The following is a 24,029-nucleotide window of genomic DNA, read 5'->3' on the forward strand; positions in this document are numbered from 1 at the left end:
TATTAAGAAGAAACGTGTTTAACGGTTATTCGCTGCCTTTTTCCGCCAGAGCCAAATTAAGAAGCCTGTAATGGGGAGTGAAGCCGTAATTAATCCAGCGAAAAACACAAGAAGTTTGCCCCAGAATCCAAAAATACTTCCGGTGTGCAGATCGTAATTAAGTGCTTTTACTTTATCTAATGCAGGTAGGGAAGAAAATGATTTCCCCTTTAATAATAATTTACCGCTGTAGCGATCAAATCTATATTGAACTTTCTGATGGATTCGCTGAGGATCAAGATAAGCTGAAACGTTAACTGTTCCTCCTTTGGTAACCGGAAGATTATAAAGGAGGTAGGAGGCCTCCTTACTCAGCGATTTGGTATTTGAAAGAATAAGGTGATTTGGCGTTGGTCCGGCCAATGATGTGGTATCTGAAAAAATCTTTACTTTTTTGTCGGATACCAGATCAAACGACCACATCAGGCCGGTAAGCGAAATGATTAACAATATTAAAAAAGCATAAAACCCGAAAACCTGGTGCAGATCGTAATTCAGGCGCTTTGCTTTCGCATCCCATTTTACCTGAAGCTTTTGTTTCCAGAAATTTATTTTCCATTTCTTTGGCCACCAGAGTACAATGCCCGAAAGGAGCAATATCACAAAACAAACTACCGACCAACGGATGATAAAATGACCAACAACATCTCCAAGCAGCAAAGTACGATGAATGGAAAGCACCACATTGAAAAACTCCTTGTTGGCGTCTTCATGAAATACAATTTGTGCGGTGTAGGGATTTAGGTATACTTTTTCAAAATATTTCTCTGCTTTGTATGCCCTGAACATGTAGGTTCTATCCGGCGATTGCTGTATTTCTACCCTGGATATTTTTTTAAGCCCACCGAACTTTTTTTGTGCAACAAACAAAAGCTGATCGAATGATTGTTTTTTTGCGCCATGGGGAATATCTACATATAATCTGTCATGATACAGAACAGCTTTTAATTCATCAGAAAACGAATAAATAGCGCCTGTTAAACCGATTACAAACACCACTAGCCCGGATGAAAGTCCGAGCCAGAGGTGTAATAGGTAGATGATTTTTTTAAAACCTGTACGAAACATTGGCAACAAAAGCTCTTGGCATCTGGGCACTCAATACACCCTGGCCGGTAAAGTACAATTGATTAGTAAGATTATCCACCTTAAATCCCAGACGATATTTTCCGGTGTCATAAAATGCGGTTGCATTCATCATCACATACGATGGAAGCGTGAATATCCCGGTTACAGCAGAATTAGAGGTTAAATGTTTGCCTACATAATTTGTGCCCAATCCAAGCCCCAATCCTTTAAGCTCTCCTGAAGGAAGAACATAACTGATCCAGCTATTAATTAAGGTGGCAGGACCAGCAGAAGCTGGTCTTCTGCCTTCGAGCGCGACAGTAGCTTTGGTCAGTTTACTGTCGTTGTAACTATATCCGGCAATAATATTTAATCCCTTTAACGGATTGGCGATCAGTTCTAATTCGACACCTTTACTCCGCTGCGTGCCATTTTGAACCGTAATATTATAAGTTGTTCCACCTACAATCAGGTCCTCGTTGCGGGTTAGGTTATCCACTTTAATATCATATACGCTGGCAGTGAAGCTTAACAAACCATTAAACAGATCGGTTTTTACTCCTGCCTCAAACTGATTAGCATGCTGCGGTTTAAATGTACCCGATACACCAGCGCCTTCAGGCTGTGTAACGGGTGCTACGTTTGCAAAACCGTTCATATAATTTCCAAAAACAGATACCTGATCTTTGATTACATGATAAACTAAACCTAACTTTGGCGATACAGCCGTTTGCATGTATTTGCTATTGGTAACAATGGTATTGGTGGCCTGGTTCAATGTACCTCTGTTCTGGAAACGATCAACACGTAAGCTTAACATGGCCAGTAAACGGTTGGTAATATTCAGTACATCCGAAGCATAAGCGCTATAGATATTGCTCTTTCCAATGTTCTTAGTTGGTGCTGCCGTACTTGCTGCTAATCTGGCCTCAACAGCCGCTCTCGAAAGTTTTACATAATTCGGATCTGATGGATTTAATCCACTTACGTTATCAAATACCAGGTATGGCGAATTGTTATTGTTTATCGTTTGGTTAAGGTAATCGAGACCAACAATTAATCTATTTCGAAGCCCCAGTATCTTAAAATCTCCGATAAAATTCTGCTGGATATCACTCGCGGTATTTGTCGAGTTTTGAAGACTGATATTCCGTTCTAACATTTCATCGCTGGTAGCACCTCTGATAAATTCATATTGGTAAAAGCCATCCGATTTTCTGGAATTGCTAGAATAAATGGTTTGTGAGCGCCATTGATCTGAGATCTGGTAGTTTATTTGTGCCTTAATGTTTACGGTTGGGTTTTTCATGGTCAGATCGTTCGAGTTGTAAGATCTTTTCCAATCAAAATTTAATTCTTCCGGTGTGGTGGCAATAAACTTTCTTACCCTGTTTAAAAAGATTGTTGATGAACTGGTTGCCTCTGTTTGATAGAAACCAGCGTTAAGGCTGAGTGTTAAACGGTTCGATGCACGGTATTCTACCGCAGGGGCAAAAAATGTTGTCCTTCTAAAACCAGCATCCTGAAAGCTGCCCTGGTATTGGTAAGCTGCGTTCATCCTAAATAATAACTTCGAATTCTTTTTAGCTGGTCCGTAAACGTCGGCTGTTATTCTGTTCAGTCCGAAGCTTCCGGTAAGATAAGATATCTCTCCACCTGCCGTATCAATGGGCTTTTTGGTTACAATATTGATGAGGCCACCAAACGATACCACTGCGCCGCCAAAAAGTGTTCCTGACGGACCCTTAATCAGCTCAACCCGTTCGATATTGGATGGATCGATTTCACCATTGGTTTGCGATGGTAACCCATCAACCAATGCAGCTTCGGTTCTAAAACCTCTCATACTATAATACGATGCACCATCAGTATTAATGCCCCTCGATCCCTGAATTTTATAAACCCCGGGAGAATTTTTAAGCGCATAGCTGAAATCCGTAATCATTTGTTCGTTTAACAAGGTTTTTGGGATGGTGGTATAAACCTGAGGGTTATCTAAATTTGCCAAAGGCATTTTTGCTGCCGTAGTGGTTTTTTTTACCGAAAATCTATTGGTTTCACCGCCATTAATCACTACCTCATCCAATTCTGAATGGCTTTCGCGTAAAGTAAAATCTGCGCTAACTTTCGTGCCGGCTTTGATGTTGATTTCTCTGCTCTGACTTTCTAAGCCAATATAGCTAACAAAAAGTGTATGTGCGCCTTCTGGTATATCACGAAACCGGTAATTCCCATCAGCGTCAACAATCGTAGTGCGTAAGCGATCGAGACTAACACTTACAAATTGGGCAGGTTTTCCTTCTGCAGTAATTACCTTACCACGAACTTCGCCCTTAGCCTGTTGTTTAATGGTAATGTCTTTCCCGCTAGCCGTAAAGGTCAGTCCGGTTTTTTTAGCTAATTCGATCAGGATTTCGTTAACCGATAAAGCTGATGGTGATAAGGTAATGGTTTTGTCCAGCTCAGTATTGAGATCACTGTAGATAAAATTCAGGCCTGCCTTTTTTTCAAGTTGTTCGAGTGCGGCACGTAATTTTAGTGTTCGTGGAGAAATGTTTACAGTTGCCTGCTGAGCAAAACTGTTGCTCGAGAGCAGGAGGCATAGCAAAATACAAAAGGCTGAGAGAACAGACTTTAAATTCATAAATTTGTAATTGATCATTGATTGTGAGAATTGATGGTAATTTTAACTACCGGGGTGTTGACGCACTTCCGGTAGTTTCTTGTTTAATTTTTATTTATAGACTTCAATATATTTTCCTGAATTTTTAAAGCGATAATCAGAAGCCCGCTCCATAAGTTGTAGCACTCTGCTTATAGACTGTTCTCCAAACTTTCCGCTAATGGGTTTATCAAGTTGGCAGCTGATTTTGAATTTAAATCCATATCGGTTCTCGAGCGTCTCCAGTACCTCGGGCATAGGTGTATCATTAAAACGGATCGTACCGGTTTTCCATGCTGTTACCCCACTGGTATCTACCTGAGTAATGCTTAAAAGATGTTGATTGTGTTTATTGAAAGTTAAACTTTCTCCTGGTTTTAGGATACTCAGCGCACCATTTTTCGGTTGGAAACTAATCTTGCCCTGGGTAAGGGTAACCTCAAGAACAGGTGCTGATTTTAGATTGCGCACATTAAACCTCGTTCCAAGGACCTTAATTTCACTGTTGGCGCTATTTAAGATAAAGGCTTGTGCGGAATTATGTCGGATAATAAAGAAGGCTTCACCAGAAAATAGCGTTACATTTCTTGTGGTTTTGTCGAATTTACTGGGGTAAGAAATTTTACTTCCTGGTTGAAGTTCTACTTTGCTGCTGTCGGGCAGGGTAATGGTACTGGGTTGCCCAAACGGGGCATTAAATACTATATTTTGCGTCTGGTGTTTCTGCTGGTTAAAGAAGAAAAATCCAGATGCCAGCGCAATACTAGCGGCTATCGATCCATAGATCAGCCATTTGAAATTGATTTTTCTTTGAATCGGCTTTAGGTGAGGCTGAATGGCTGAATAAATCTCCGCCTGAATACGCTCATCCTCAATTTTTGATCCTTCAGGGAATTGCTCGTCGGCAAGCCATAACTCAACCTGTTTTTGCTCCGAAGGACTGCATTTGCCTTTAGCATACCTTTCCAGTAAGTCGGCATCGATATCTTCCATACCTATATCTACCCTTAAGATGGGATTACCCTACGCGAAATCTGAAAAATATTTTATTTGAGGATGATTGGATACTTTAAGCAGGGTTGAGAACTGCCCTAAACTCCTTAAGTACACGCGAAATATGTTTTTCAACCGTTTTTACAGCTATTCCCAATTCTGATGCAATTTCTTTATAACTCAGCTGCTGTTCTCTGCTCAGTAGAAAGATGCTTTTAGTTGGTTCTGTGAGGTTTGATATAAACACTTCAAGTTCTCCTGAAAGTTCTTTATCAAGCAGCATCGCCTCCGGATTGTATCGTAAAGCTTCAATCTCGCTGCCAAAGTTTACATCCGTAATTTCTTCCTGTTGTTTCTTGTTCCTGAAAAAATTAAGAATCTGATATTTGGTACACCGGGCAAGATATTTGGATGCTTCCACCTCATTTTCAAATGTGATTTCCCTTTTCCAGATGGATAAGAATATATCCTGACAGATATCTTTGGCGATTACCTCGTCGCCACATTTTGATAGCGCTAACCCATAAACATTGCCCCAATGTAGATTAAAGAAATCGATAAATTGCTGGTTGTTCATATCTGTTTGGAGGATATGCGGCAAATATAAGCTTATTTAGACTTGTTACAAATAGTGGCTGTGTTTTTATTTGAATGTTGGCAAAGATTATACCCATTGCTATTTCATGGAGCAAAAAAAAGCACCAATCTTTATCAGATTGATGCTTTTCGTAGCCCGTAGGGGAATCGAACCCCTGTTTCCAGAATGAAAATCTGGCGTCCTCACCCCTAGACGAACGGGCCATTTTCAGTATTTTAATTTCCAGTTATCATTTGCAATTAAAACTGCCAATTGATAACGACCAACTGAATTGGTAGCGGGGACACGACTCGAACGTGCGACCTTCGGGTTATGAGCCCGACGAGCTACCAACTGCTCCACCCCGCACTCTATGTTGTCATTTTAACCTTCGGGTTATGAGCTCAGCGAGCGTACTCCCGAAGTTTCGGGACTCCACCCCGCACTCTCATGTATTTTTAAGGAATACCAACCTTCAATTTTGCAGTGTTGAAACTGATAAAAAAAACTGCTCAGCTCTTGTAGCGGTTTCGTAGCCCGTAGGGGAATCGAACCCCTGTTTCCAGAATGAAAATCTGGCGTCCTCACCCCTAGACGAACGGGCCATTTTCAGCATTTTAATTTCCAGTTTACAATGTGCAATTAAAACTGCCAATTGTAAACCACCAACTGAATTGGTAGCGGGGACACGACTCGAACGTGCGACCTTCGGGTTATGAGCCCGACGAGCTACCAACTGCTCCACCCCGCACTCTATACAACTCGTTTTTTTCTTTGAATTAAATCCTTAACTCTGTTTCCGAATTGGAATGCAAAGATATAATTCGTTTCTTTGTGCTGCAAATTTTTTTTAAAAAATATTTTAATGGCGCATAAAGCAGGTTTTGTTAGTATAATAGGTAAACCAAATGTAGGTAAATCTACCCTCATGAATGTGCTTGTAGGCGAGCGACTTAGCATTATAACTCCTAAGGCACAAACCACAAGACACCGCATTTTAGGGATCGTAAATGAAGAAGAATATCAGATCGTTTTCTCTGATACTCCGGGTATAATTAAGCCAAAATACAGTTTACAAGAGAGTATGATGAGCTTTGTTAACGGATCTTTGACTGATGCGGACGTACTTTTATTCGTAACCGACATTAATGAAGAGCATGATGAGGAAGACGTTCTGGAAAAAATTCTGAACCGTAATATCCCAACAATTGTACTCATCAATAAAATCGATAAAGCATTACAGGAACAGGTTGACGAGAAGATTGCCTACTGGCAGGAGAAGCTAAATCCGGTTGCTATTTATGCCATTTCGGCTTTACATAAACACAATGTCGACGGATTATTGGACCGCGTACTGGAAATGTTGCCAGAACATCCACCATATTATGATAAAGAAGATTTAACCGATCGCTCAGAACGTTTCTTCGTTTCTGAGATTATTCGTGAAAAAATCTTCCTTAATTATCAGAAAGAAATTCCTTACAGTACCGAGGTCATTGTGAAGAGTTTTAAAGAAGAAGAAATGAAAAACGGTAAAGGTGCCATGATCAGGATTACTGCAGAAATTGTGGTAGAACGCGATTCGCAAAAGAACATTTTAATCGGTACGGGCGGGAGTATGTTGAAAAAGGTGGGTACCGAGGCACGTTTAGAAATCGAGAAGTTTTTAGATAGCAAGGTTTTCCTGGAAATGTTTGTTAAAGTAATCCCTGACTGGAGAAGCAAAAAGAATTATTTAAAAAGCTTCGGTTACGATAATTAATTTCGAATTTTAGGAGATGAAGAAAAGTTTAACGTTTCTCTTGCTGTTGATCGGTACAACAGTTTTTGCCCAGGAATCAAACAATGGTAAAAAATTGTGGGCAAAATCTATCCTGAATGAAAAAGCACCGGATTTGGTTGTGGAAAAGTGGATTTCGAAACAGCCCGATACCAAAGGCAAGTTTGTCTTAATCGATTTTTGGGCAACCTGGTGCGGGCCATGCCGGGCATATATCCCTACATTAAACGATATTCAAAAGAAATATGCTGATAAAATGGTAATTATTGGTGTTTCTGATGAAGCAGCAGAAAAAGTAGAAGCTTTTAGTAATCCTAAAATCAACTATTTTGAAGCTATTGATACGAAGGGAACGGTAAAAGACTCACTTCAGGTTAAAGGTATTCCGCATGCTATTTTAATTGATCCGAAAGGAATAGTAAGGTGGGAGGGTTTCCCATTATTGCAGGGAAATCAATTAACCGAAGAAGTCATAAAAGGACTTTTAGAGAAGTATAAAAATTAATATTAATAGAGGTTACGAAAAATAACCGTACCTTTGCAGCCCGAAATAAATCGGTTAGTAGTTGATAGTCAATGGCTGATAGCCAAATAGTTTGAGCAGCTTGCCTAAACACCACGACCATTAACTATAAGCCATTAACTATCAAAAGAACACCCATGAGTAATATTATAGCCATCGTAGGCAGGCCAAACGTAGGCAAGAGCACCCTTTTTAATAGACTAACAGAAAGCCGTAAGGCCATTGTAGATGATATGAGCGGCGTAACCCGCGATAGGCACTATGGTGTGGGCGAATGGATAGATAAACAATTTACCGTAATCGATACGGGTGGTTACGTAGCCAACTCAGAAGATGTTTACGAAGCCGCAATCCGCGAGCAGGTAATGATCGCCATCGAAGAAGCCAGTGTTTTGGTTTTTATGGTCGATGTAACTACAGGCATTACCGATTTAGATGATGATATTGCGCAGGTATTGCGCAGAAGTAACAAACCGGTTTTTGTTTGTGCAAATAAAGTAGATAATACCGCTTTATACAATGAAATCCATACTTTTTATGGTTTTGGACTAGGCGAAGTATATCCATTGTCATCCATGACAGGTTCTGGAACAGGAGAGTTATTGGATGAAATTGTTAAAAATTTCGAAGATATTGCGGAAGAGGAAAACCAGCTGCCTAAAATTACCATTGCAGGTCGTCCTAACGTGGGTAAGTCTTCTTTGGTTAATGCATTAATTGGTAAAGAACGTAATATTGTTACCGCAAATGCAGGTACAACCCGCGATTCGATTAAAATCCATTATAACCAGTTCGGTCATGAATTTATGTTGATCGATACCGCCGGATTACGTAAAAAAACAAAGGTTAAAGAAAACTTAGAGTTTTATTCGGTTATGCGTACCATTAAAGCTTTAGAAGAGGCTGATGTGGTAGTATTAATGATTGATGCGGTAGAAGGAATCGAAAGTCAGGATATTAATATTTTCCACCTGGCCGAGAAGAACAAAAAAGGGATCGTAATTCTGGTTAACAAATGGGATTTAATTGAAAAAAATACCCAGACCATGAAAGCTTTCGAGGAGCAGATTCATGAGCGTATCCGCCCGTTTACCGATGTGCCGATCATTTTCACATCTGTATTAAACAAACAACGTATTTTCAAAGCCATTGAAGCGGCTTTAGAAGTTTATAAAAACCGGAGCAAGAAAATTCCTACATCTAAATTAAATGATGTGATGTTGCCATTGATCGAGAAATTCCCGCCACCGGCATTAAAAGGAAAACACATTAAGATTAAATACATCACACAAATTAATGCCACTTCGCCAATGTTTGCCTTTTTCTGCAACTTGCCTCAGTACATTAAAGATCCGTATAAACGTTTCATTGAGAATAAATTAAGGGAAAACTTTGATTTTTCCGGTGCACCAATCCAGATTTATTTCAGACAGAAATAAGGTAAGGTTGAAGGTTTAAAGGTGGAAGGCGTAAGGTCAATATACCTACAAATCAACGTATTTAAAACAGGGCTGTTTCTTTGAGAAATAGCCCTGTTTTTGTTTGCTTGTCAAGATTTGTAATCTCGTCGCAGGGTGTTGTGGATTTTGAAATCCACCAAAAGCCAGGATTTGTCCATCCCGGCTAACAGATAAAAATTTACCCTTACCTTTGCCTCATGCAATTACAAGTTCTAAATAGCCAGACAACTGATATCGATACCATTTTCCAATTTTATGATATGGCTATAGCTCATCAAAAGAAAGTGTTTAACAAACACTGGCAAGGCTTTAGCAGGGAAATGGTACAGGCCGAAATTGATGAAAACCGTCAATATAAAATTCTGGTAGATGGCTTAGTGGCCTGTGTATTTGCTGTTACCTTTAACGATAGCTTGATTTGGGGTGATCGCGACCACGATGCAATTTATATCCATCGGATTGTAACCCATCCCGAATTTAGAGGTTATTCTTTTGTGAAAGAGATTATCAAATGGACCAAAGATTACGCAGCAAAAAACAACATTAAATTTATCAGAATGGATACCTGGGCCGACAATGAAAAACTGCTCGAATATTATACGGGTTGCGGTTTTGATTATGTTGGTGTAGTAACCATGGAAAAAACTGATGGATTACCAAAACACTATGAAGGAATTAGTTTAAGTCTGTTTGAGATTGTGCTATAAAAACTGGAATTTTTATAAAGCAATCGTCTTGCTGAAATAAACGATCCTCATGCTGAACTTGTTTCAGCATCTCTCATGTAAAAAAATAACCTTTGGGTAGATCCTGAAATAAATTCAGGATGTTGGTAAAATTTACCTCAATTCAATTTTCCAGCTTAACATATCATCAACTTCTCCAATATGGGTAAAGTTGTTTTTTTCCAATATAGAATAAGAGGCTACATTATCTTTCGTGGTGGCCGCAAAAACAGATTTTACCTTGGGCTGCTCCTTTGCCCATTCTATTATCCTGCCAACGGCTTCAGTCATAAATCCTTTTCCTCTAAATTCTTCGTAGGTACCATAACCAATTTCGATTTCGCCATTGGGATCGGGCTCACCAACAAAACAGATATCGCCTACCATTCTATGATCGGGTTTGGATATAATCGTCCATAAAGTATGGTACAGGTAATCTTTATCCTTATCGAAAACGTTAGGTAAAATGGTTTGTTCCAGCGCATCGTGAAGAGAAGGCGAAATGTTTTTCTTTGTTGGCAAAAGGCCTAACTCCTGTTCAAGGGAATGATCATCTTTAATATATTTTAAGAGCTGATTGTGTGTTAAGGGTTTTAAAATGAGGCGTTGTGTTTCTATCATTATTGAGATTGTTAGACAGACTAATATAATACTTTGAGTTTTGAATAACCAAAATTTTAGAACAAGCTTTTGTTAAAAAACGATGTCCTGGATTTATTAAAAATGAGGGGCGAAATTAATAAACCTTTATTACCTGGCCTGTTACAATACCCAGCACGCTTTTCTCGTAGGCTTTGACTACTTTATCCATGGTAACTGGAATTTCGCCGGGAAATGAATCGAAATAAGCGGGCGAATCTTCAACCACATTAGGGCTGATGGCGTTTAAACGAACCCCGTTTTTAAGTTCCGGAGCAGCCGCGAGGACAAAAGAATTTAACCCTCCATTTACTGCGCTTAGTGCGGCGCCTGCTGCAACCGGATGATCGGCCAATATGCCCGATGTTAGCGTAAATGAGCCACCTTTATTAATGTAGTGCTGACCGATAAGCACCAGGTTAACCTGCCCCAATAGTTTATCCAGCAGGCCACGCTTAAATACTTCCCCTGTCATTTCACTTACAGGTGCAAAAGGACCTTTTCCGCTGGTACTAATCAGTGCATCGAAAGGACCTATCTGCTCAAACATGGCTTTAATCGATGCTTCATTGGTAATATCTACCTGAACATCGCCCTTGGTATTTCCTACGCGGATTATCTCATGTTTTTGCGCAAAAGCTTCGGCTACTTTTTTGCCCAGTGTACCTGTTGCGCCTACAATTATTATTTTCATATAAAGCAGTTTAATGTGCGAATACTAATTTAGCATCGTTATTAAACATCAGCTTTATTAAAATGTTTGTATAACAGGTTAATCCTGCAACATCATTTCAGCTTTAAGATCAGCAATTAAAAGATCGATATGTGATTGCATGACGTTTGGCATACAGATGATATGCGAATGTCCCTGTTCTGCTGCCAGCTGCCATTTTTTACAGATGTTTGCAGATGGGGTAGGGAAGTTCACGGTGATGGCATTTACATTCCGCCAGGCTGCAATACCAATCGCTTTAAGTTTGTTTTCTGTATAAGCTGCTGTTGCCAAACTGTGCATCGCCCTGCTTTTTAATCCTGCTAAGCCCAAGCGTTTAATGCTGTGCCATAGAAATAAGGGACTATGGCCATTTCTGGATCCGGTAATGGTGGTATCAACACTTCCGATATAAGCTACTGAACGGGCAATGCGGTCACGGTTCGATTTTTTGGCCACCACCACTCCGCAAGGCATCGGCGAGCCGAAAAACTTGTGACCACTAATGGCAATGCTGTCTGCACCATCTTCAAAGTCGAATGCTGGTCTTGGCTCAATTAAGGCACTGTACGTGCCAGACAGTGCCGCATCGGCGTGAATATAATAATGTTGGATAGCCAGTTTTTTTAAAATGCTTTTAATTTTGGCCACATCATCACGCGCTTCGGTCATGGTGGTGCCAATATTGGCCATAATAATAACAGGCATATGGCGGTTCATCCTGATGGTGTGTTCAAGGTCTTCGTAATCGATTTCTCCGTTTTCCTGTGTGCGGATCACGATGTTCGACATATTGAGTAGATGCAGGTTTTTTTGAACGCTATAATGTGTAGCTTCAGAATAATAAACCATTCCTTTAGGATGTAATTCGCGGGCGAGGTATAAGCCATATAGATTGCCTTCTGAGCCACCATTGGTTACATAACCCCACCAATTATCAGCAGGGGCACGGAAAAGTTCGGCAAAAAACTGCACGACTTCTTTTTCCAGTTCACGAGAGCCTACGCCATAGGTTGAAGTAACAAAAGGATCGCCCAGGTTGTTCATCGGATATTTTAAAAAATCGGATAATGCCTGATAGTCGAAGTCTTTTGAAACAGGATAACCTAAAAATAAATCGGTCTGTTCCTTAACCTTTTCTAATAGATCATTTAATACCTGTTGATCCTTTTCCTGTAATTTGCTCGCTTCCATAAAAAATATGATTTACGGGCAAAATTAACAAAACAAAATATAGTATTATGGTTAGTGTTTAATTAAGAATATTATGTTGTATTATTTGGTTTGGTCGAAATTAAAATTTAATTCTAGCTATGCATTTATCCTCCATGAAATATAAAATATGGCTACTGAAGGTTAAGGAGTGCTTGCCTTACCGCATTGTCGGTCTGGTTTGCTGCCTTGTAGTAGCCCACATCGCCCAGGTAATAGCGACAAAGCAAAGCTTTAAGGTCGTTTAAGATCACATTTTTCGAATTGTATAACTGGAAACGATCTATTGTTACATTTTTGCGTTGTAGAAACCCGATAAAGTCTTTAAAGTCGTTATCGTTCATGGTAAAAATATTGATGTTCTGCTCTACAAAACTGGCGCTGTACTTATTGGTGAGGACATTAAATACATAATCAGAAAGTACTTTCTTGCTCACCAGGTTACTGTAAAACTTATTGTAGCCTGTTGTATCTAATTTCACAAATACATCTGGCTGGATACCACCAATGGGCTTAATTTTTCTGCCAGGCTGAACATTTACGCCTTCAGCTTTCTCAATAGAATCCTGAAAAGAGGTACGGTCTCCGGTAAGCTCTCCATCCATCATGCGTTCGTCTAATTCATGTTTGTAGGCATCATAACCTTTCTTGTACGATTTTTGAATGCTACGGCCGGATGGGGTATAATATCTCGCGATGGTTAAGTTCAGCGCTGAGCCATCGCCAAAGGCAAATTGTTCCTGTACCAAACCTTTACCAAAAGAGCGGCGGCCAACTATAATCCCGCGCCCCAAATCCTGAATGGCCCCAGCTACAATTTCGCTGGCAGATGCGGTATTTTCATTAATCAACACCGCCAGTTTACCATTTTGAAAAGCACCTGTTCCGGTAGAGAAATAATCGGTACGTGGTTCGTGTTTGCCCTGTGTATACACGATAAGTTTATTCTCTGCTAAAAACTGGTCGGCCAAACCTGTAGCTGCGGTAAAATAACCACCGCCATTATCACGTAAATCAAGAATCAGTTTTTTCATGCCCCTTGCTTTCAGGTTATTGGCTGCAGCAGAGAAATCGTTATCGGTATTGGCGCCAAATTTACTAATCCGCACATAACCTGTTTCGTTATTGATCATGTAGGCGGCATCAATGCTACTGATGTTTACTTTTCCACGGGTAACCATAATGCGGTTACTTTGCGGAGCGCCCGGGTGTAAAAGGACTACACTCACACCAGTACCTGATCTACCTTTAAAACGACCGGTAAGTTGATCTTTGGGCAGGTTTCGTCCGCTTACTACAGCCGTATCAATACTCAGGATTTTATCGCCCAATTTAATGCCCGCTTGGTAAGCCGGTCCGTCTTTAACCACACCGGTCACCATCATGGTATCGTTAAGCATGTAATATTCTATGCCTACACCTTCAAAGTTCCCTTCCAGGTTATCGGTCATATCTTGCGCATCAGTTGGTGGCAGGTAAACACTATGCGGATCGAGTTGGTGTAAAACGCTATCGATAGGTAAATTCTGAAGCGAATCGGTATTGATGTCATCAACATAATTGCCGTTGATGATGTGTAGGATTTCGTTTAATTTTTCGTCGCTATTGCTGGCTAGCTGAGGACTCTTTTTAATGCCAAAGCCTTGATCTTTAATAAATTTTATGCCCAAAAACATACCCACTATTAAAATTACAGAATAGCTTACAGCGATCAGTATGTTATTTCGGGTATTTTTTTTCATCAGCGTTACTGCAAATTTATGAAAATTAGCGAGTTGATATATTTTTTAACTGCATTTTCATGTCTTTTGTTTATAATATTTAACATTAATTAACGGGGGGAAGGCTTCACTTGAAATTTATGACAGATATTTTTGGGTTTTTAGCGCAGTTTTTAGAAAGAATTTACCGAATTTTATCAAAATTAAATTTATGAATAGAGTTACCGAGCAAGAATCTAACTATGACCACATCGATCAGATGTCGGTGTTAGAAGTTTTGCAGGGCATTAATAACGAAGATAAAACTGTAGCATTTGCAGTTGAAAAATCTTTGCCTCAGATCGAAAAATTAACTTCGGCAGTTGCCGAGCGCATGAAAAAAGGTGGTCGTCTTTTTTATATTGGTGCAGGTACGAGCGGCCGTTTGGGTGTAGTAGATGCATCAGAATGCCCGCCTACATATGGTGTTCCTTTTGATTGGGTTGTTGGGATAATTGCCGGTGGCGATACTGCAATTAGAAGAGCAGTAGAATTTGCTGAAGATGATGCCGAACAAGCCTGGAAAGATCTTCAGGAATTTGAAATTAATGAAAAAGATTGTTTGGTTGGCCTGGCCGCATCGGGTACTACACCGTATGTAATTGGTGGTTTAAACACGGCACGTAAGCATGGCATTTTAACGGGTTGCATTGTTTGTAATACCGGCGGACCTATTGCTGCAGAATCGGATTTTCCGGTTGAAGTGGTGGTTGGACCTGAGTTTGTTACCGGTTCTACACGGATGAAATCGGGCACTGCACAGAAACTGGTGTTAAACATGTTAAGCACTACTGTTATGGTTCAACTGGGGCGTGTTGTGGGTAATAAAATGGTTGATATGCAGTTAACCAATCATAAACTGGTAGACCGCGGTACACAAATGGTTGCCGATGAGTTAAATATTGGTTATGAGGAAGCCGCCGAATTGTTAACCCGTTACGGAAGTGTACGTAAAGCTGTTGCAGCAAGACATTAAAAAGGAGAGCATGTTTGAGTGATAGAATTAAAGAATGATTGAGCTTAGCACAATACCAAACATTCACTCATTCATAATTAGAAAGAAGTATGCACGAAATTGAGCCTTATTATCAGTGGAGAGATGATTACATTTCGGCAGAAGATGAGCGATCGCCATTTTACAATACCGAATATTCAGAACTTTACTTCGATAAGCAGATTTATAACTTTTTATTGCACCCGCAGTGGGACGAATTTGGTTCGAGTACCCTGTACATGAAGGTGTTATATGCCGATTACGATCGCAGTTATGCCATTATCGAGTTTATAGGCGAGTGGAATGATGCCATTAATAACGATATTATGCTGCTGAAACGCGATATTTTAGAGCTGATGATGGATGAAGGTATTAATAAATTTATCCTGATCGGAGAAAATGTGCTAAATTTCCATGCTTCTGACGATAGTTATTACGAAGAGTGGTTTCAGGAAGTAGAAGACGGCTGGATTGTTGGGGTAAATTTTCAGCAACACGTTATTACCGAGTTTCGCGACAATAACATCGATTATTACATTAACTTTGGTGGTGCTTTTGACAACCTGCCATGGCGCACCTTAAAACCTTTACAGTTCTTTAAAAAAGTTGAAGAACTACTGACAAAAAGATTAAACTAAATATTTATTTTTATATAGTTAAATACATAAAATTTAAAATGGAACAACAAAATTATCAATATCAGGACAACAGTGTTTTTGTACAGGAAAAATCTGCATCTAAACGTTTCTTCGGAAATGTTTTCTTATGGATGTTCGTCGCATTAGCTGTTTCTACAGTTGCAGCTTATTTTATCGCCAGTACACCGGCGGTATTGGATTATCTTTTATCCTATAACCCACAAACAGGTAAGGGCGGCTTTACCGTTTTAGGATACATCGCAATATTTGCTCCTCTAGGATTAGTATTCTTAATGGGTGCTGGTATGCAGCGAATGTCTTATCAGGCATTAATCGGTGTGTTTTTGCTTTATTCTATATTAACAGGAGTAATGCTCAGCTTTATCTTGTTAACTTATTCCTTGCCATCAGTTGTAATTAGTTTTGCTGCGGCTGCTGCGATATTTGCGGTAATGGCAATAATGGGATATACCACAGATACCGATTTAAGTAAATTTGGCCCTATATTATTTGCAGGTGTAATCGGTTTGGTGATCATCAGCATAATCAATATGTTTTTAGGTAGCTCAACATTGGGTTACATTATGGGTTTTATCGGAGTGGCGATTTTTACTGCATTAACTGCGTACAAAGTTCAGGAGCTTAAAAGAATTGGTGAAGGATTAGATGAAAATGGAAACACTTTAGGTGTAAATGAGAGCAAAAAGCTAGCAATTATGGGTGCGTTGTCGCTTTATATCACTTTTATCAACTTGTTTTTGTCGCTGTTACGCATTTTCGGTAACAGAAGATAAACCTAAATAACAGAACAATATTCTTAAGGCTGCGCAGTTTTGCGTGGCCTTTGTAATTTTATTTGGTAGCGAAGCGATAATTTTTGGAATTGATGTTGCTTTGTTGCATTTTTGTATGCTTATTAAGAAAGACGGAGGGATTAGACCCAACGAAGTCTTAGCAACCTGTAACCATACAAGGTGCTAAATTCTATTCTGCAAATAGCGGAAACAGATAAGTTTAGGATTACGATTCACGTACCAACTTTTTAAATAAGCCTTTTAGGATGTAATAATGTATAATGGAAGATGTATGATGTGTCTTGCCATTTTCCATTTTCCATCCCACATTTTACACAACAAATGGGTATAAGAGAAGAATTAGAAAAACGTATTTTGGTGATTGATGGTGCAATGGGTACCATGATTCAGCGATATACCTTAACCGAAGAAGATTTTAGAGGGGAGCGATTTAAAAACCATCCCTGTGATGTAAAAGGCAATAACGATTTGCTCAACATCACACGTCCGGATATTATTAAAACAATACACCTGGAGTACCTGGCGTCTGGTGCCGATATTATCGAAACCAACACATTTAGTACACAGCGCATTTCCATGGCCGATTACCAGATGGAAGACCTTTCTTACGAAATGAGTTTCGAAGGTGCACGTGTAGCAAAAGAAGCCGTAAACGAGTTTATGGCTGCAAATCCAGACCGTAAATGTTTTGTGGCTGGTGCTATTGGCCCAACCAACCGTACCCTTTCCATGTCGCCTAATGTAAACGACCCTGGTTTTAGGGCGGTTTATTTTGATGAGCTGGAAGCCGCTTATTACGAGCAGGTACGTGGTTTGGTTGATGGTGGTTCGGATGTATTATTAATCGAAACCATTTTCGATACTTTAAATGCTAAAGTGGCCATTGTAGCCATTAAAAAATATGAAGAGGTAATTGGCCGTAAACTGGAGATCATGATTTCCGGCACCATTACCGATGCTTCCGGAAGGACACTTTCAGGTCAAACTGCCGAAGCTTTCTTAAACTCTGTCATGCATGCAAAACCATTAAGTATTGGTTTTAACTGTGCTTTGGGTGCTAAAGAAATGCGTCCGCATATTGAGGAACTCGCTGCAAAAGCAGGTTGTTATGTTTCGGCTTATCCGAATGCAGGCTTGCCAAACGAATTTGGTGCTTATGATGAACAACCGCACGAAACGGCACATTTGGTTGATGACTTTATTGCATCAGGTTTTGTGAACATCGTGGGAGGCTGTTGTGGTACTACACCAGAACATATTGGCTGTATTGCTAAAAATGCAAGGAAAGCCGAACCCCGCAAAATTCCGGTACTGGAGCCTTACATGCGTTTAAGCGGATTGGAGCCTGTAACCATTACCCCGGAGAGCATTTTCGTAAATATTGGTGAAAGAACCAATATTACAGGATCTCCTAAGTTCTCCAAGCTGATTTTGGGTGGCGATTACGAAGCTGCACTGGCTGTTGCCTTACAACAGGTTGAAGGTGGTGCGCAGGTAATTGATGTGAACATGGATGAAGGGATGTTGGATTCAGAAGCCGCGATGACTAAGTTTTTGAACCTCATTGCTTCTGAACCGGATATTGCCAAATTGCCAATCATGGTCGATTCATCTAAATGGTCGGTTATCGAAAATGGCTTAAAATGTTTACAAGGAAAAGGCATCGTAAACTCCATCTCATTAAAAGAAGGTGAAGATAAATTCCGCGAAAGCGCCCGCAAAATTATGCAATACGGTGCTGCTGTGGTAGTCATGGCTTTTGATGAGCAAGGTCAGGCCGATAATTACGAGCGCAGGAAAGAGATTTGTAAAAGAAGTTACGATATCCTGGTAAACGAAATTGGTTTTCCGGCAGAGGATATTATTTTCGACCCGAACATCTTAACCGTAGCAACAGGACTCGAAGAGCATAACAATTATGCTGTCGATTTTATAAATGCCACCCGTTGGATCAAAGAAAACCTGCCTCATGCTAAAGTGAGCGGAGGGGTTTCTAACATTTCTTTCTCTTTCAGGGGGAATAATACCGTTCGCGAAGCGATGCACTCTGCATTTCTTTATCACGCCATCCAGGCTGGTTTAGATATGGGGATTGTGAACGCCGGAATGTTGGAGGTTTATCAGGAAATTCCACCCGAATTGTTAGAAAGGGTAGAAGATGTGCTCTTAAACCGCAGAGACGATGCCACGGAGCGTTTGGTAGAATATGCCGATACCGTAAAATCGAAAGGTAAAGAGGTGGTTAAAGATGAAGAGTGGCGGAAAGGTTCTGTTGAAGAGAGATTATCTCATTCCTTGGTTAAAGGAATTGTTGAATATCTGGATGATGATGTGGAAGAAGCCAGACAAAAATATGCCCGCCCGATTCAGGTGATCGAAGGGCCATTGATGGACGGGATGAACATTGTAGGTGATTTATTCGGTGCGGGAAAAATGTTCTTGCCTCAGGTGGTAAAATCGGCAAGGGTAATGAAAAAAGCCGTGGCTTATTTATTGCCGTTTATCGAACAGGAGAAACTGGATAATCCGGATCAGGATCAGAATTCGTCAGCAGGAAGAGTATTGATGGCGACTGTAAAAGGTGATGTGCACGATATTGGGAAAAATATTGTGGGCGTAGTACTGGCTTGTAATAATTTCGAGATTGTTGATATGGGCGTAATGGTTCCGGCACAGGAAATCATTAAAAAAGCCAAAGAAATAAATGCCGATATTATTGGATTAAGTGGATTGATTACGCCATCACTAGATGAAATGGTTCACTTTGCTAAAGAAATGGAGCGCGAAGGTTTTACCATTCCATTAATTATAGGTGGTGCCACAACCTCAAGAATCCACGCTGCAGTAAAAGTAGCGCCAAATTATTCAGGACCTGCTATCCACGTGTTAGATGCTTCCAGAAGTGTTACCGTTTGCAGCACCTTGATGAATCCGGAAACAAAAGATGAATATGTAGCAGGCATCAGGGCTGAATATGATAAAGCCCGTGAAGCGCATTTAAATAAACGATCGGATAAACGTTTTAAAACACTGGAAGAAGCCCGCGAAAATAGGTTTAAGATCGATTTTCAACCCAACTTACCTGTTCCGGAATTTACAGGAACAAGGGTTTTCGATAATTATCCTTTAGAAGAACTGGTTCCTTACATCGATTGGACACCATTTTTCCATACCTGGGAACTTCGTGGCAGTTATCCGAAAATTTTCGACGATAAAAATGTAGGCGACGAAGCGAAGAAACTTTTTGATGATGCACAGACCTTATTAAAACGCATCCTCGACGAAAAACTGTTAACAGCAAGAGCCGTAATCGGTTTCTGGCCAGCAAATACAGTAGGAGACGATATTCAGTTGACAGTTGATAGTTCCCAGTTATCAAACGATTCCAAACTGAAAACTGAAAACTCCCAACTGGTAACTATTCACACCCTCCGTCAGCAGGCCGAAAAAGTAGATGGTCAGCCTTATTATGCTTTATCTGATTTTATTGCGCCGAAGGAAAGTGGCATTCAGGATTATTTTGGTGGTTTTGCAGTAACGGCAGGTATCGGGATTGATGAACTGGTCAATGAGTTTGAATCGAATTACGATGATTACAACAGCATTATGGCCAAAGCGCTGGCCGATCGTTTGGCAGAGGCTTTCGCAGAACGTATGCACGAACGTGTCCGTAAAGAATATTGGGGTTATGCACAGGATGAAAATTTGAGCAACCAGGAATTGATTAAAGAAGAATATGCAGGTATCCGTCCGGCACCTGGTTATCCTGCCTGTCCGGAACATACTGAAAAAGGAACTTTATTCCAGTTACTTGATGCGGAGAATAAAATCGGATTGCACTTAACCGAAAGTTACGCCATGTATCCAACAGCGGCGGTAAGCGGATTTTATTTCGCGCATCCCGATTCGAGGTATTTCGGTTTAGGGAAAATCACCAAAGATCAGATTGAAGACTATGCCATCAGAAAGAATATGCCGGTTGAAGAAGTGGAGCGGTGGTTAAGTCCGAATTTAGCTTATTAACCCCCAGCCCCTACAGGGCAGGGAATTGTATACAAATTAAAATTTAAAGTCCCGATTATTCGGGATTAGGGTTATGAAGATTACAGACCATATAAAAAACGCAAAGGGTAAAACCTTATTCTCTTTTGAATTATTACCGCCTGTAAAAGGACAAAGCATACAATGGATTTATGATGCGATTGAACCACTATTGGAGTTTAATCCACCTTTTATTGATGTGACTTCACTCCGTGAAGATTACATTTATAAAGAACAAGCCAACGGTTTGTTACAAAAGGTATCTTATCGTAAGCGTCCGGGTACCATTGCCATTTGTGCGGCCATTATCCATAAATATAAAGTTGATGCTGTTCCGCATTTAATTTGTGGTGGGTTTACCAAAGAAGAAACCGAAAATGCATTGATCGATTTACAGTTTTTGGGTATTGATAATGTGCTGGCCTTACGAGGCGATGCACGTAAGGCAGATGGAAATTTTGTTCCTACACCAGGCGGGCACTGTTATGCTACAGATCTGATTGAGCACATTAAAAACCATAATGAAGGTAAATTTTTGCACGAAGATGTTGAAACCTTTAAAAGCGATTTCTGTATTGGCGTTGCCGGTTATCCTGAAAAGCATTTCGAGGCACCTAATATGAGTACCGATTTTAAATACCTGAAAAAGAAGGTAGAGGCAGGAGCTGAATTTATTGTAACGCAGATGTTTTTCGATAATCAGAAATATTTCGATTTCGTAAAGAAATGCAGGGAAAACGATATCAATGTACCGATTATACCAGGATTGAAGCCCATCAGTACCTTGTCGCAGTTGAATGTGTTGCCTAAGATTTTTCACATCGACTTACCTGATGAGTTGACCGATGCGCTATCGCATGCTAAAAACAATAACGAGGCAAAAGAAATTGGTACGGAAGCGATGATTAAACAATGTAAAGAACTGATTGATTTTGGCGCTCCGGTATTACATTTTTATACGATGGGTCGCCCTGAGCAGACGAAAAAGATTGCGAAGGCTATTTTTTAGCCTAAAAAGCATCGTCATTGCGAGGCACGAAGCAATCTTAAAGCGCTGGGTTAATTAGCGATCGTTGTAGGATTGCTTCGTGCCTCGCAATGACGTATTTTTCTTTATTCCATAAACATTATCATCATGAATAATTTAAATACCGACCAACAAAACCTTGATGCCATCTTAACAACGGTTAAACAGCAGGGCATAGATTATTTAAATCATATTCATGAACGGCCAACAGCCGGTAATACAGAAGTTGAAATCATCCGCGATTTAAGCGATCAGGGTTCTGGTGCCATCGAAGCACTGAAGCAGTTTAACCAACGTTTTGAACCTATTATGGTGGCCTCATCTGGTCCCAGATATTGGGGCTTTGTAACCGGTGGAACAACACCTGCGGCTATCGCCGGCGATTGGTTATCAACGATATATGATCAGAATACGCAAAGTGCAAAAGGTAATGGCGATGTTTCAGCGATCATCGAACTGGAAACCATTCAGTTATTACTTTCGTTATTTAACCTACCCAAAGATTTTTTCGGTGGTTTTGTAACAGGTGCTACACTTTCTAATTTTACCTGTCTGGCTGTTGCCAGACAATGGATTGGCAAACAATTTGGGAAAGATTTCGCCAGGGAAGGCGTGTCGGGCAATGTAAAAGTGTTATCTGCCACACCACATTCATCAGCCATTAAATCCTTATCGATGCTGGGTTTGGGAAGTGGCAATTTTATCCAAGTAAACGTCCTGCAGGGCAACCGCGAAGCCCTGGATGTTAGCGATCTGGAACTTAAAATACAGGAACTAAAAGGAGAACCTTTTATCTTAATTTCTAGCGCCGGAACGGTAAATACGGTGGATTTTGATGATTTTGAAGCCATCAATCTCTTAAAAGAAAAATATAATTTCTGGTGGCATATCGATGCCGCTTTTGGCGGTTTTGCCGCTTGTTCGCCTAAATACAGTCATCTGCTTAATGGCTGGGGAAATGCTGATAGCATTACCGTCGATTGCCACAAGTGGTTAAATGTACCCTACGAAAGCGCTGTGTTTTTGGTGAAAGAAAAACACCAGTTGCTGCAGGTAGAAACTTTTCAGAATTCAAATGCAGCCTATTTGGGCAATCCGATGGAAAATTTTAGTTATTTAAATTTCCTGCCTGAAAACTCCCGCCGCCTAAAAGCTTTACCTGCATGGTTTACACTGACCAGCTACGGAAAACAAGGCTATCAGGAAATTGTAGAAAGTAATGTTGAAGTGGCTTTACAGTTTGGCGATTTCATTAATGAAAATCCAAACTTCGGATTATTGGCACCAGTGCGTTTAAATACCGTTTGTTTTTCGCTAACCGATGAAAGTTTAGTGGCAACATTCCTGAATAAATTAAATGAAAGCGGAAAAGTATTTATGACTCCTACCTTTTATAATGGGAGGAAAGGAATCCGTGCTGCGTTTGTAAACTGGAGAACGTCAGCTGCTGATGTTGAGCTGGCCATTGCCACAATGCTCGAAATTCTTACAGAACTTTAACCTTAAAATTATTGTTTTTAAGGCCTAGGGCTTATATTTGCAGGAATGAAGTTTTATGTCCTTAAATACATCCTCATTAGCTGCATAGCACTAGCTTTTTTCTTGAAAGTGAGCCATGTGGTTTCGTATTTAAGTTATTCTGCCGACAATGTTGAACATTTGTCTACAAACGACGACGCAACAGAGAAAGAAGAAAAGAAAGTGGAACCCGAATATGCCATTCAGCAGATCATGTTTCACGGCGATATGAATTTTACCCTTCAAACTTCAAAAAAGGTAGTTATTCCTGATCATTCGTTTCAGCTGGCTTACTTTCCGGAAGTTTTAACACCGCCACCTTCCGTATAAACTCATCTTTTTAAGTTTATTTTCTGTTTCGCAAACGCGGAACCAATTTTCTATTTCAAAAATTACAACCTAATATATATGAAACGAGCAATTTCATTCGCAGTGCTGTTAATCGCTGCCTCTTTAAAAATCAGCGCACAAGAAGTGGTGCAAAACAATGTTAAACCGGTAGAAAATGCCTTAGGCCAGGTTACTAAACTCGAGCCGGTAAGTTTTACCTATGATAAAGCCTGGGCTGAGAAGTTGAAGTTATCTGCTAAACCACAGTATGGTTTTGTGGGTGCCGATGCAAAGGCAGCCGTTCCAGGGATCGTTTCGGTGCAGTCAAAAGATTACAGTTCCGGAAAAAATGCTTTTAAAAGCGCCACCATTACCAAGGTTGATTATGAAAGTTTAGTGCCGCTTTTGGTGGCCAGTATAAAGGAACAACAGTTACAGATTGAAGAATTGCAACGCGAGTTGAAAACATTAAAATCGCAAGGCGCTAAATAATAGAAATGAGTCGTCATCTCGACT

At 40.2% G+C, this 24,029-nt stretch carries 20 protein-coding genes, 4 tRNA genes and 1 riboswitch; of the genes, 12 read left to right on the forward strand and 12 right to left on the reverse strand.

Going from position 1 to position 24,029, the window contains the following annotated elements:
• Nucleotides 1–18: 18 nt before the first annotated feature.
• The 8 genes from CA265_23345 to CA265_23380 all read right to left on the reverse strand — a co-directional run bounded on the left by CA265_23345 (nt 19) and on the right by CA265_23380 (nt 6,090).
• On the reverse strand, nt 19–1,107 hold the full coding sequence (locus tag CA265_23345) for a hypothetical protein (GenBank protein ID ARS42433.1): 1,089 nt from the start codon (nt 1,105–1,107) through the stop codon (nt 19–21).
• Nucleotides 1,088–3,769 (reverse strand): TonB-dependent siderophore receptor, encoded by a 2,682-nt coding sequence (locus CA265_23350; protein ID ARS42434.1) that lies wholly within the window; start codon nt 3,767–3,769, stop codon nt 1,088–1,090. Before CA265_23350 ends, CA265_23345 begins: the two co-directional genes overlap by 20 nt.
• A 72-nt stretch (nt 3,770–3,841) precedes the next feature.
• Entirely contained in the window at nt 3,842–4,762 is a 921-nt protein-coding gene (locus CA265_23355; protein ID ARS42435.1) for a hypothetical protein, read from the reverse strand.
• A 76-nt stretch (nt 4,763–4,838) separates the two neighbouring features.
• Nucleotides 4,839–5,339, reverse strand: a complete 501-nt coding sequence (locus CA265_23360) for a hypothetical protein (protein ARS42436.1) — start codon at nt 5,337–5,339, stop codon at nt 4,839–4,841.
• 149 nt (nt 5,340–5,488) lie between these two features.
• Nucleotides 5,489–5,563: transfer RNA gene (locus CA265_23365), tRNA-Glu, on the reverse strand.
• A gap of 69 nt (nt 5,564–5,632) precedes the next feature.
• Nucleotides 5,633–5,708, reverse strand: a tRNA-Met gene (locus CA265_23370).
• A gap of 161 nt (nt 5,709–5,869) precedes the next feature.
• Nucleotides 5,870–5,944, reverse strand: a tRNA-Glu gene (locus CA265_23375).
• A 70-nt stretch (nt 5,945–6,014) separates the two neighbouring features.
• Nucleotides 6,015–6,090: transfer RNA gene (locus CA265_23380), tRNA-Met, on the reverse strand.
• Nucleotides 6,091–6,204: 114 nt separating this feature from the next.
• Between CA265_23380 and CA265_23385 the strand changes: the two genes are divergently transcribed.
• The 4 genes from CA265_23385 (at nt 6,205) to CA265_23400 (ending at nt 9,809) form a co-directional block, all read left to right on the forward strand.
• The gene (locus CA265_23385; protein ARS42437.1) at nt 6,205–7,101 is read left to right on the forward strand and encodes a GTPase Era; all 897 of its coding nucleotides are present in this window, start codon (nt 6,205–6,207) and stop codon (nt 7,099–7,101) included.
• Between the two features lie 16 nt (nt 7,102–7,117).
• On the forward strand, nt 7,118–7,624 hold the full coding sequence (locus CA265_23390; protein ID ARS42438.1) for an alkyl hydroperoxide reductase: 507 nt from the start codon (nt 7,118–7,120) through the stop codon (nt 7,622–7,624).
• Nucleotides 7,625–7,779: 155 nt separating this feature from the next.
• Entirely contained in the window at nt 7,780–9,081 is a 1,302-nt protein-coding gene (locus CA265_23395; protein ARS42439.1) for a ribosome biogenesis GTPase Der, read from the forward strand.
• Between the two features lie 218 nt (nt 9,082–9,299).
• Complete coding sequence (locus tag CA265_23400; protein ARS42440.1) at nt 9,300–9,809, forward strand: GNAT family N-acetyltransferase; 510 nt, start codon at nt 9,300–9,302, stop codon at nt 9,807–9,809.
• A gap of 132 nt (nt 9,810–9,941) precedes the next feature.
• On the opposite strand, the gene CA265_23405 is transcribed toward CA265_23400, so the two are convergent.
• The 4 genes from CA265_23405 to CA265_23420 all read right to left on the reverse strand — a co-directional run bounded on the left by CA265_23405 (nt 9,942) and on the right by CA265_23420 (nt 14,132).
• Nucleotides 9,942–10,448 carry a GNAT family N-acetyltransferase gene (locus tag CA265_23405; protein ARS42441.1) on the reverse strand — a complete coding sequence of 169 codons (507 nt, stop codon included), beginning with the start codon at nt 10,446–10,448 and terminating at the stop codon, nt 9,942–9,944.
• 115 nt (nt 10,449–10,563) lie between these two features.
• Nucleotides 10,564–11,160, reverse strand: coding sequence for a short chain dehydrogenase (locus CA265_23410; GenBank protein ID ARS42442.1), 597 nt, complete (start codon nt 11,158–11,160; stop codon nt 10,564–10,566).
• A gap of 78 nt (nt 11,161–11,238) precedes the next feature.
• A complete protein-coding gene (locus tag CA265_23415; protein ID ARS42443.1) occupies nt 11,239–12,372 on the reverse strand; it encodes a histidine decarboxylase in 1,134 nt (377 codons plus the stop codon).
• 152 nt (nt 12,373–12,524) lie between these two features.
• Nucleotides 12,525–14,132 carry a peptidase S41 gene (locus CA265_23420; GenBank protein ID ARS42444.1) on the reverse strand — a complete coding sequence of 536 codons (1,608 nt, stop codon included), beginning with the start codon at nt 14,130–14,132 and terminating at the stop codon, nt 12,525–12,527.
• 190 nt (nt 14,133–14,322) lie between these two features.
• On the opposite strand from CA265_23420, the gene CA265_23425 reads away from it, so the two are divergent.
• The 8 genes from CA265_23425 (at nt 14,323) to CA265_23460 (ending at nt 24,005) form a co-directional block, all read left to right on the forward strand.
• Complete coding sequence (locus CA265_23425; GenBank protein ARS42445.1) at nt 14,323–15,126, forward strand: N-acetylmuramic acid 6-phosphate etherase; 804 nt, start codon at nt 14,323–14,325, stop codon at nt 15,124–15,126.
• Nucleotides 15,127–15,215: 89 nt separating this feature from the next.
• Nucleotides 15,216–15,782 carry a hypothetical protein gene (locus CA265_23430; protein ARS42446.1) on the forward strand — a complete coding sequence of 189 codons (567 nt, stop codon included), beginning with the start codon at nt 15,216–15,218 and terminating at the stop codon, nt 15,780–15,782.
• Nucleotides 15,783–15,820: 38 nt separating this feature from the next.
• Nucleotides 15,821–16,576, forward strand: coding sequence for a hypothetical protein (locus CA265_23435; GenBank protein ARS42447.1), 756 nt, complete (start codon nt 15,821–15,823; stop codon nt 16,574–16,576).
• A gap of 116 nt (nt 16,577–16,692) precedes the next feature.
• A riboswitch (SAM riboswitch) is annotated at nt 16,693–16,797 on the forward strand.
• 121 nt (nt 16,798–16,918) lie between these two features.
• Nucleotides 16,919–20,620 (forward strand): methionine synthase, encoded by a 3,702-nt coding sequence (locus CA265_23440; protein ARS42448.1) that lies wholly within the window; start codon nt 16,919–16,921, stop codon nt 20,618–20,620.
• Nucleotides 20,621–20,693: 73 nt separating this feature from the next.
• Entirely contained in the window at nt 20,694–21,647 is a 954-nt protein-coding gene (locus tag CA265_23445) for a methylenetetrahydrofolate reductase [NAD(P)H] (GenBank protein ARS42449.1), read from the forward strand.
• Nucleotides 21,648–21,773: 126 nt separating this feature from the next.
• Nucleotides 21,774–23,165 (forward strand): aspartate aminotransferase family protein, encoded by a 1,392-nt coding sequence (locus CA265_23450; GenBank protein ARS42450.1) that lies wholly within the window; start codon nt 21,774–21,776, stop codon nt 23,163–23,165.
• A 45-nt stretch (nt 23,166–23,210) separates the two neighbouring features.
• Complete coding sequence (locus tag CA265_23455; GenBank protein ID ARS42451.1) at nt 23,211–23,513, forward strand: hypothetical protein; 303 nt, start codon at nt 23,211–23,213, stop codon at nt 23,511–23,513.
• Between the two features lie 78 nt (nt 23,514–23,591).
• Complete coding sequence (locus tag CA265_23460) at nt 23,592–24,005, forward strand: hypothetical protein (protein ID ARS42452.1); 414 nt, start codon at nt 23,592–23,594, stop codon at nt 24,003–24,005.
• Nucleotides 24,006–24,029: the final 24 nt, after the last annotated feature.

The sequence above is a fragment of the Sphingobacteriaceae bacterium GW460-11-11-14-LB5 genome (assembly GCA_002151545.1).
In the GTDB taxonomy this organism is placed as follows: domain Bacteria; phylum Bacteroidota; class Bacteroidia; order Sphingobacteriales; family Sphingobacteriaceae; genus Pedobacter.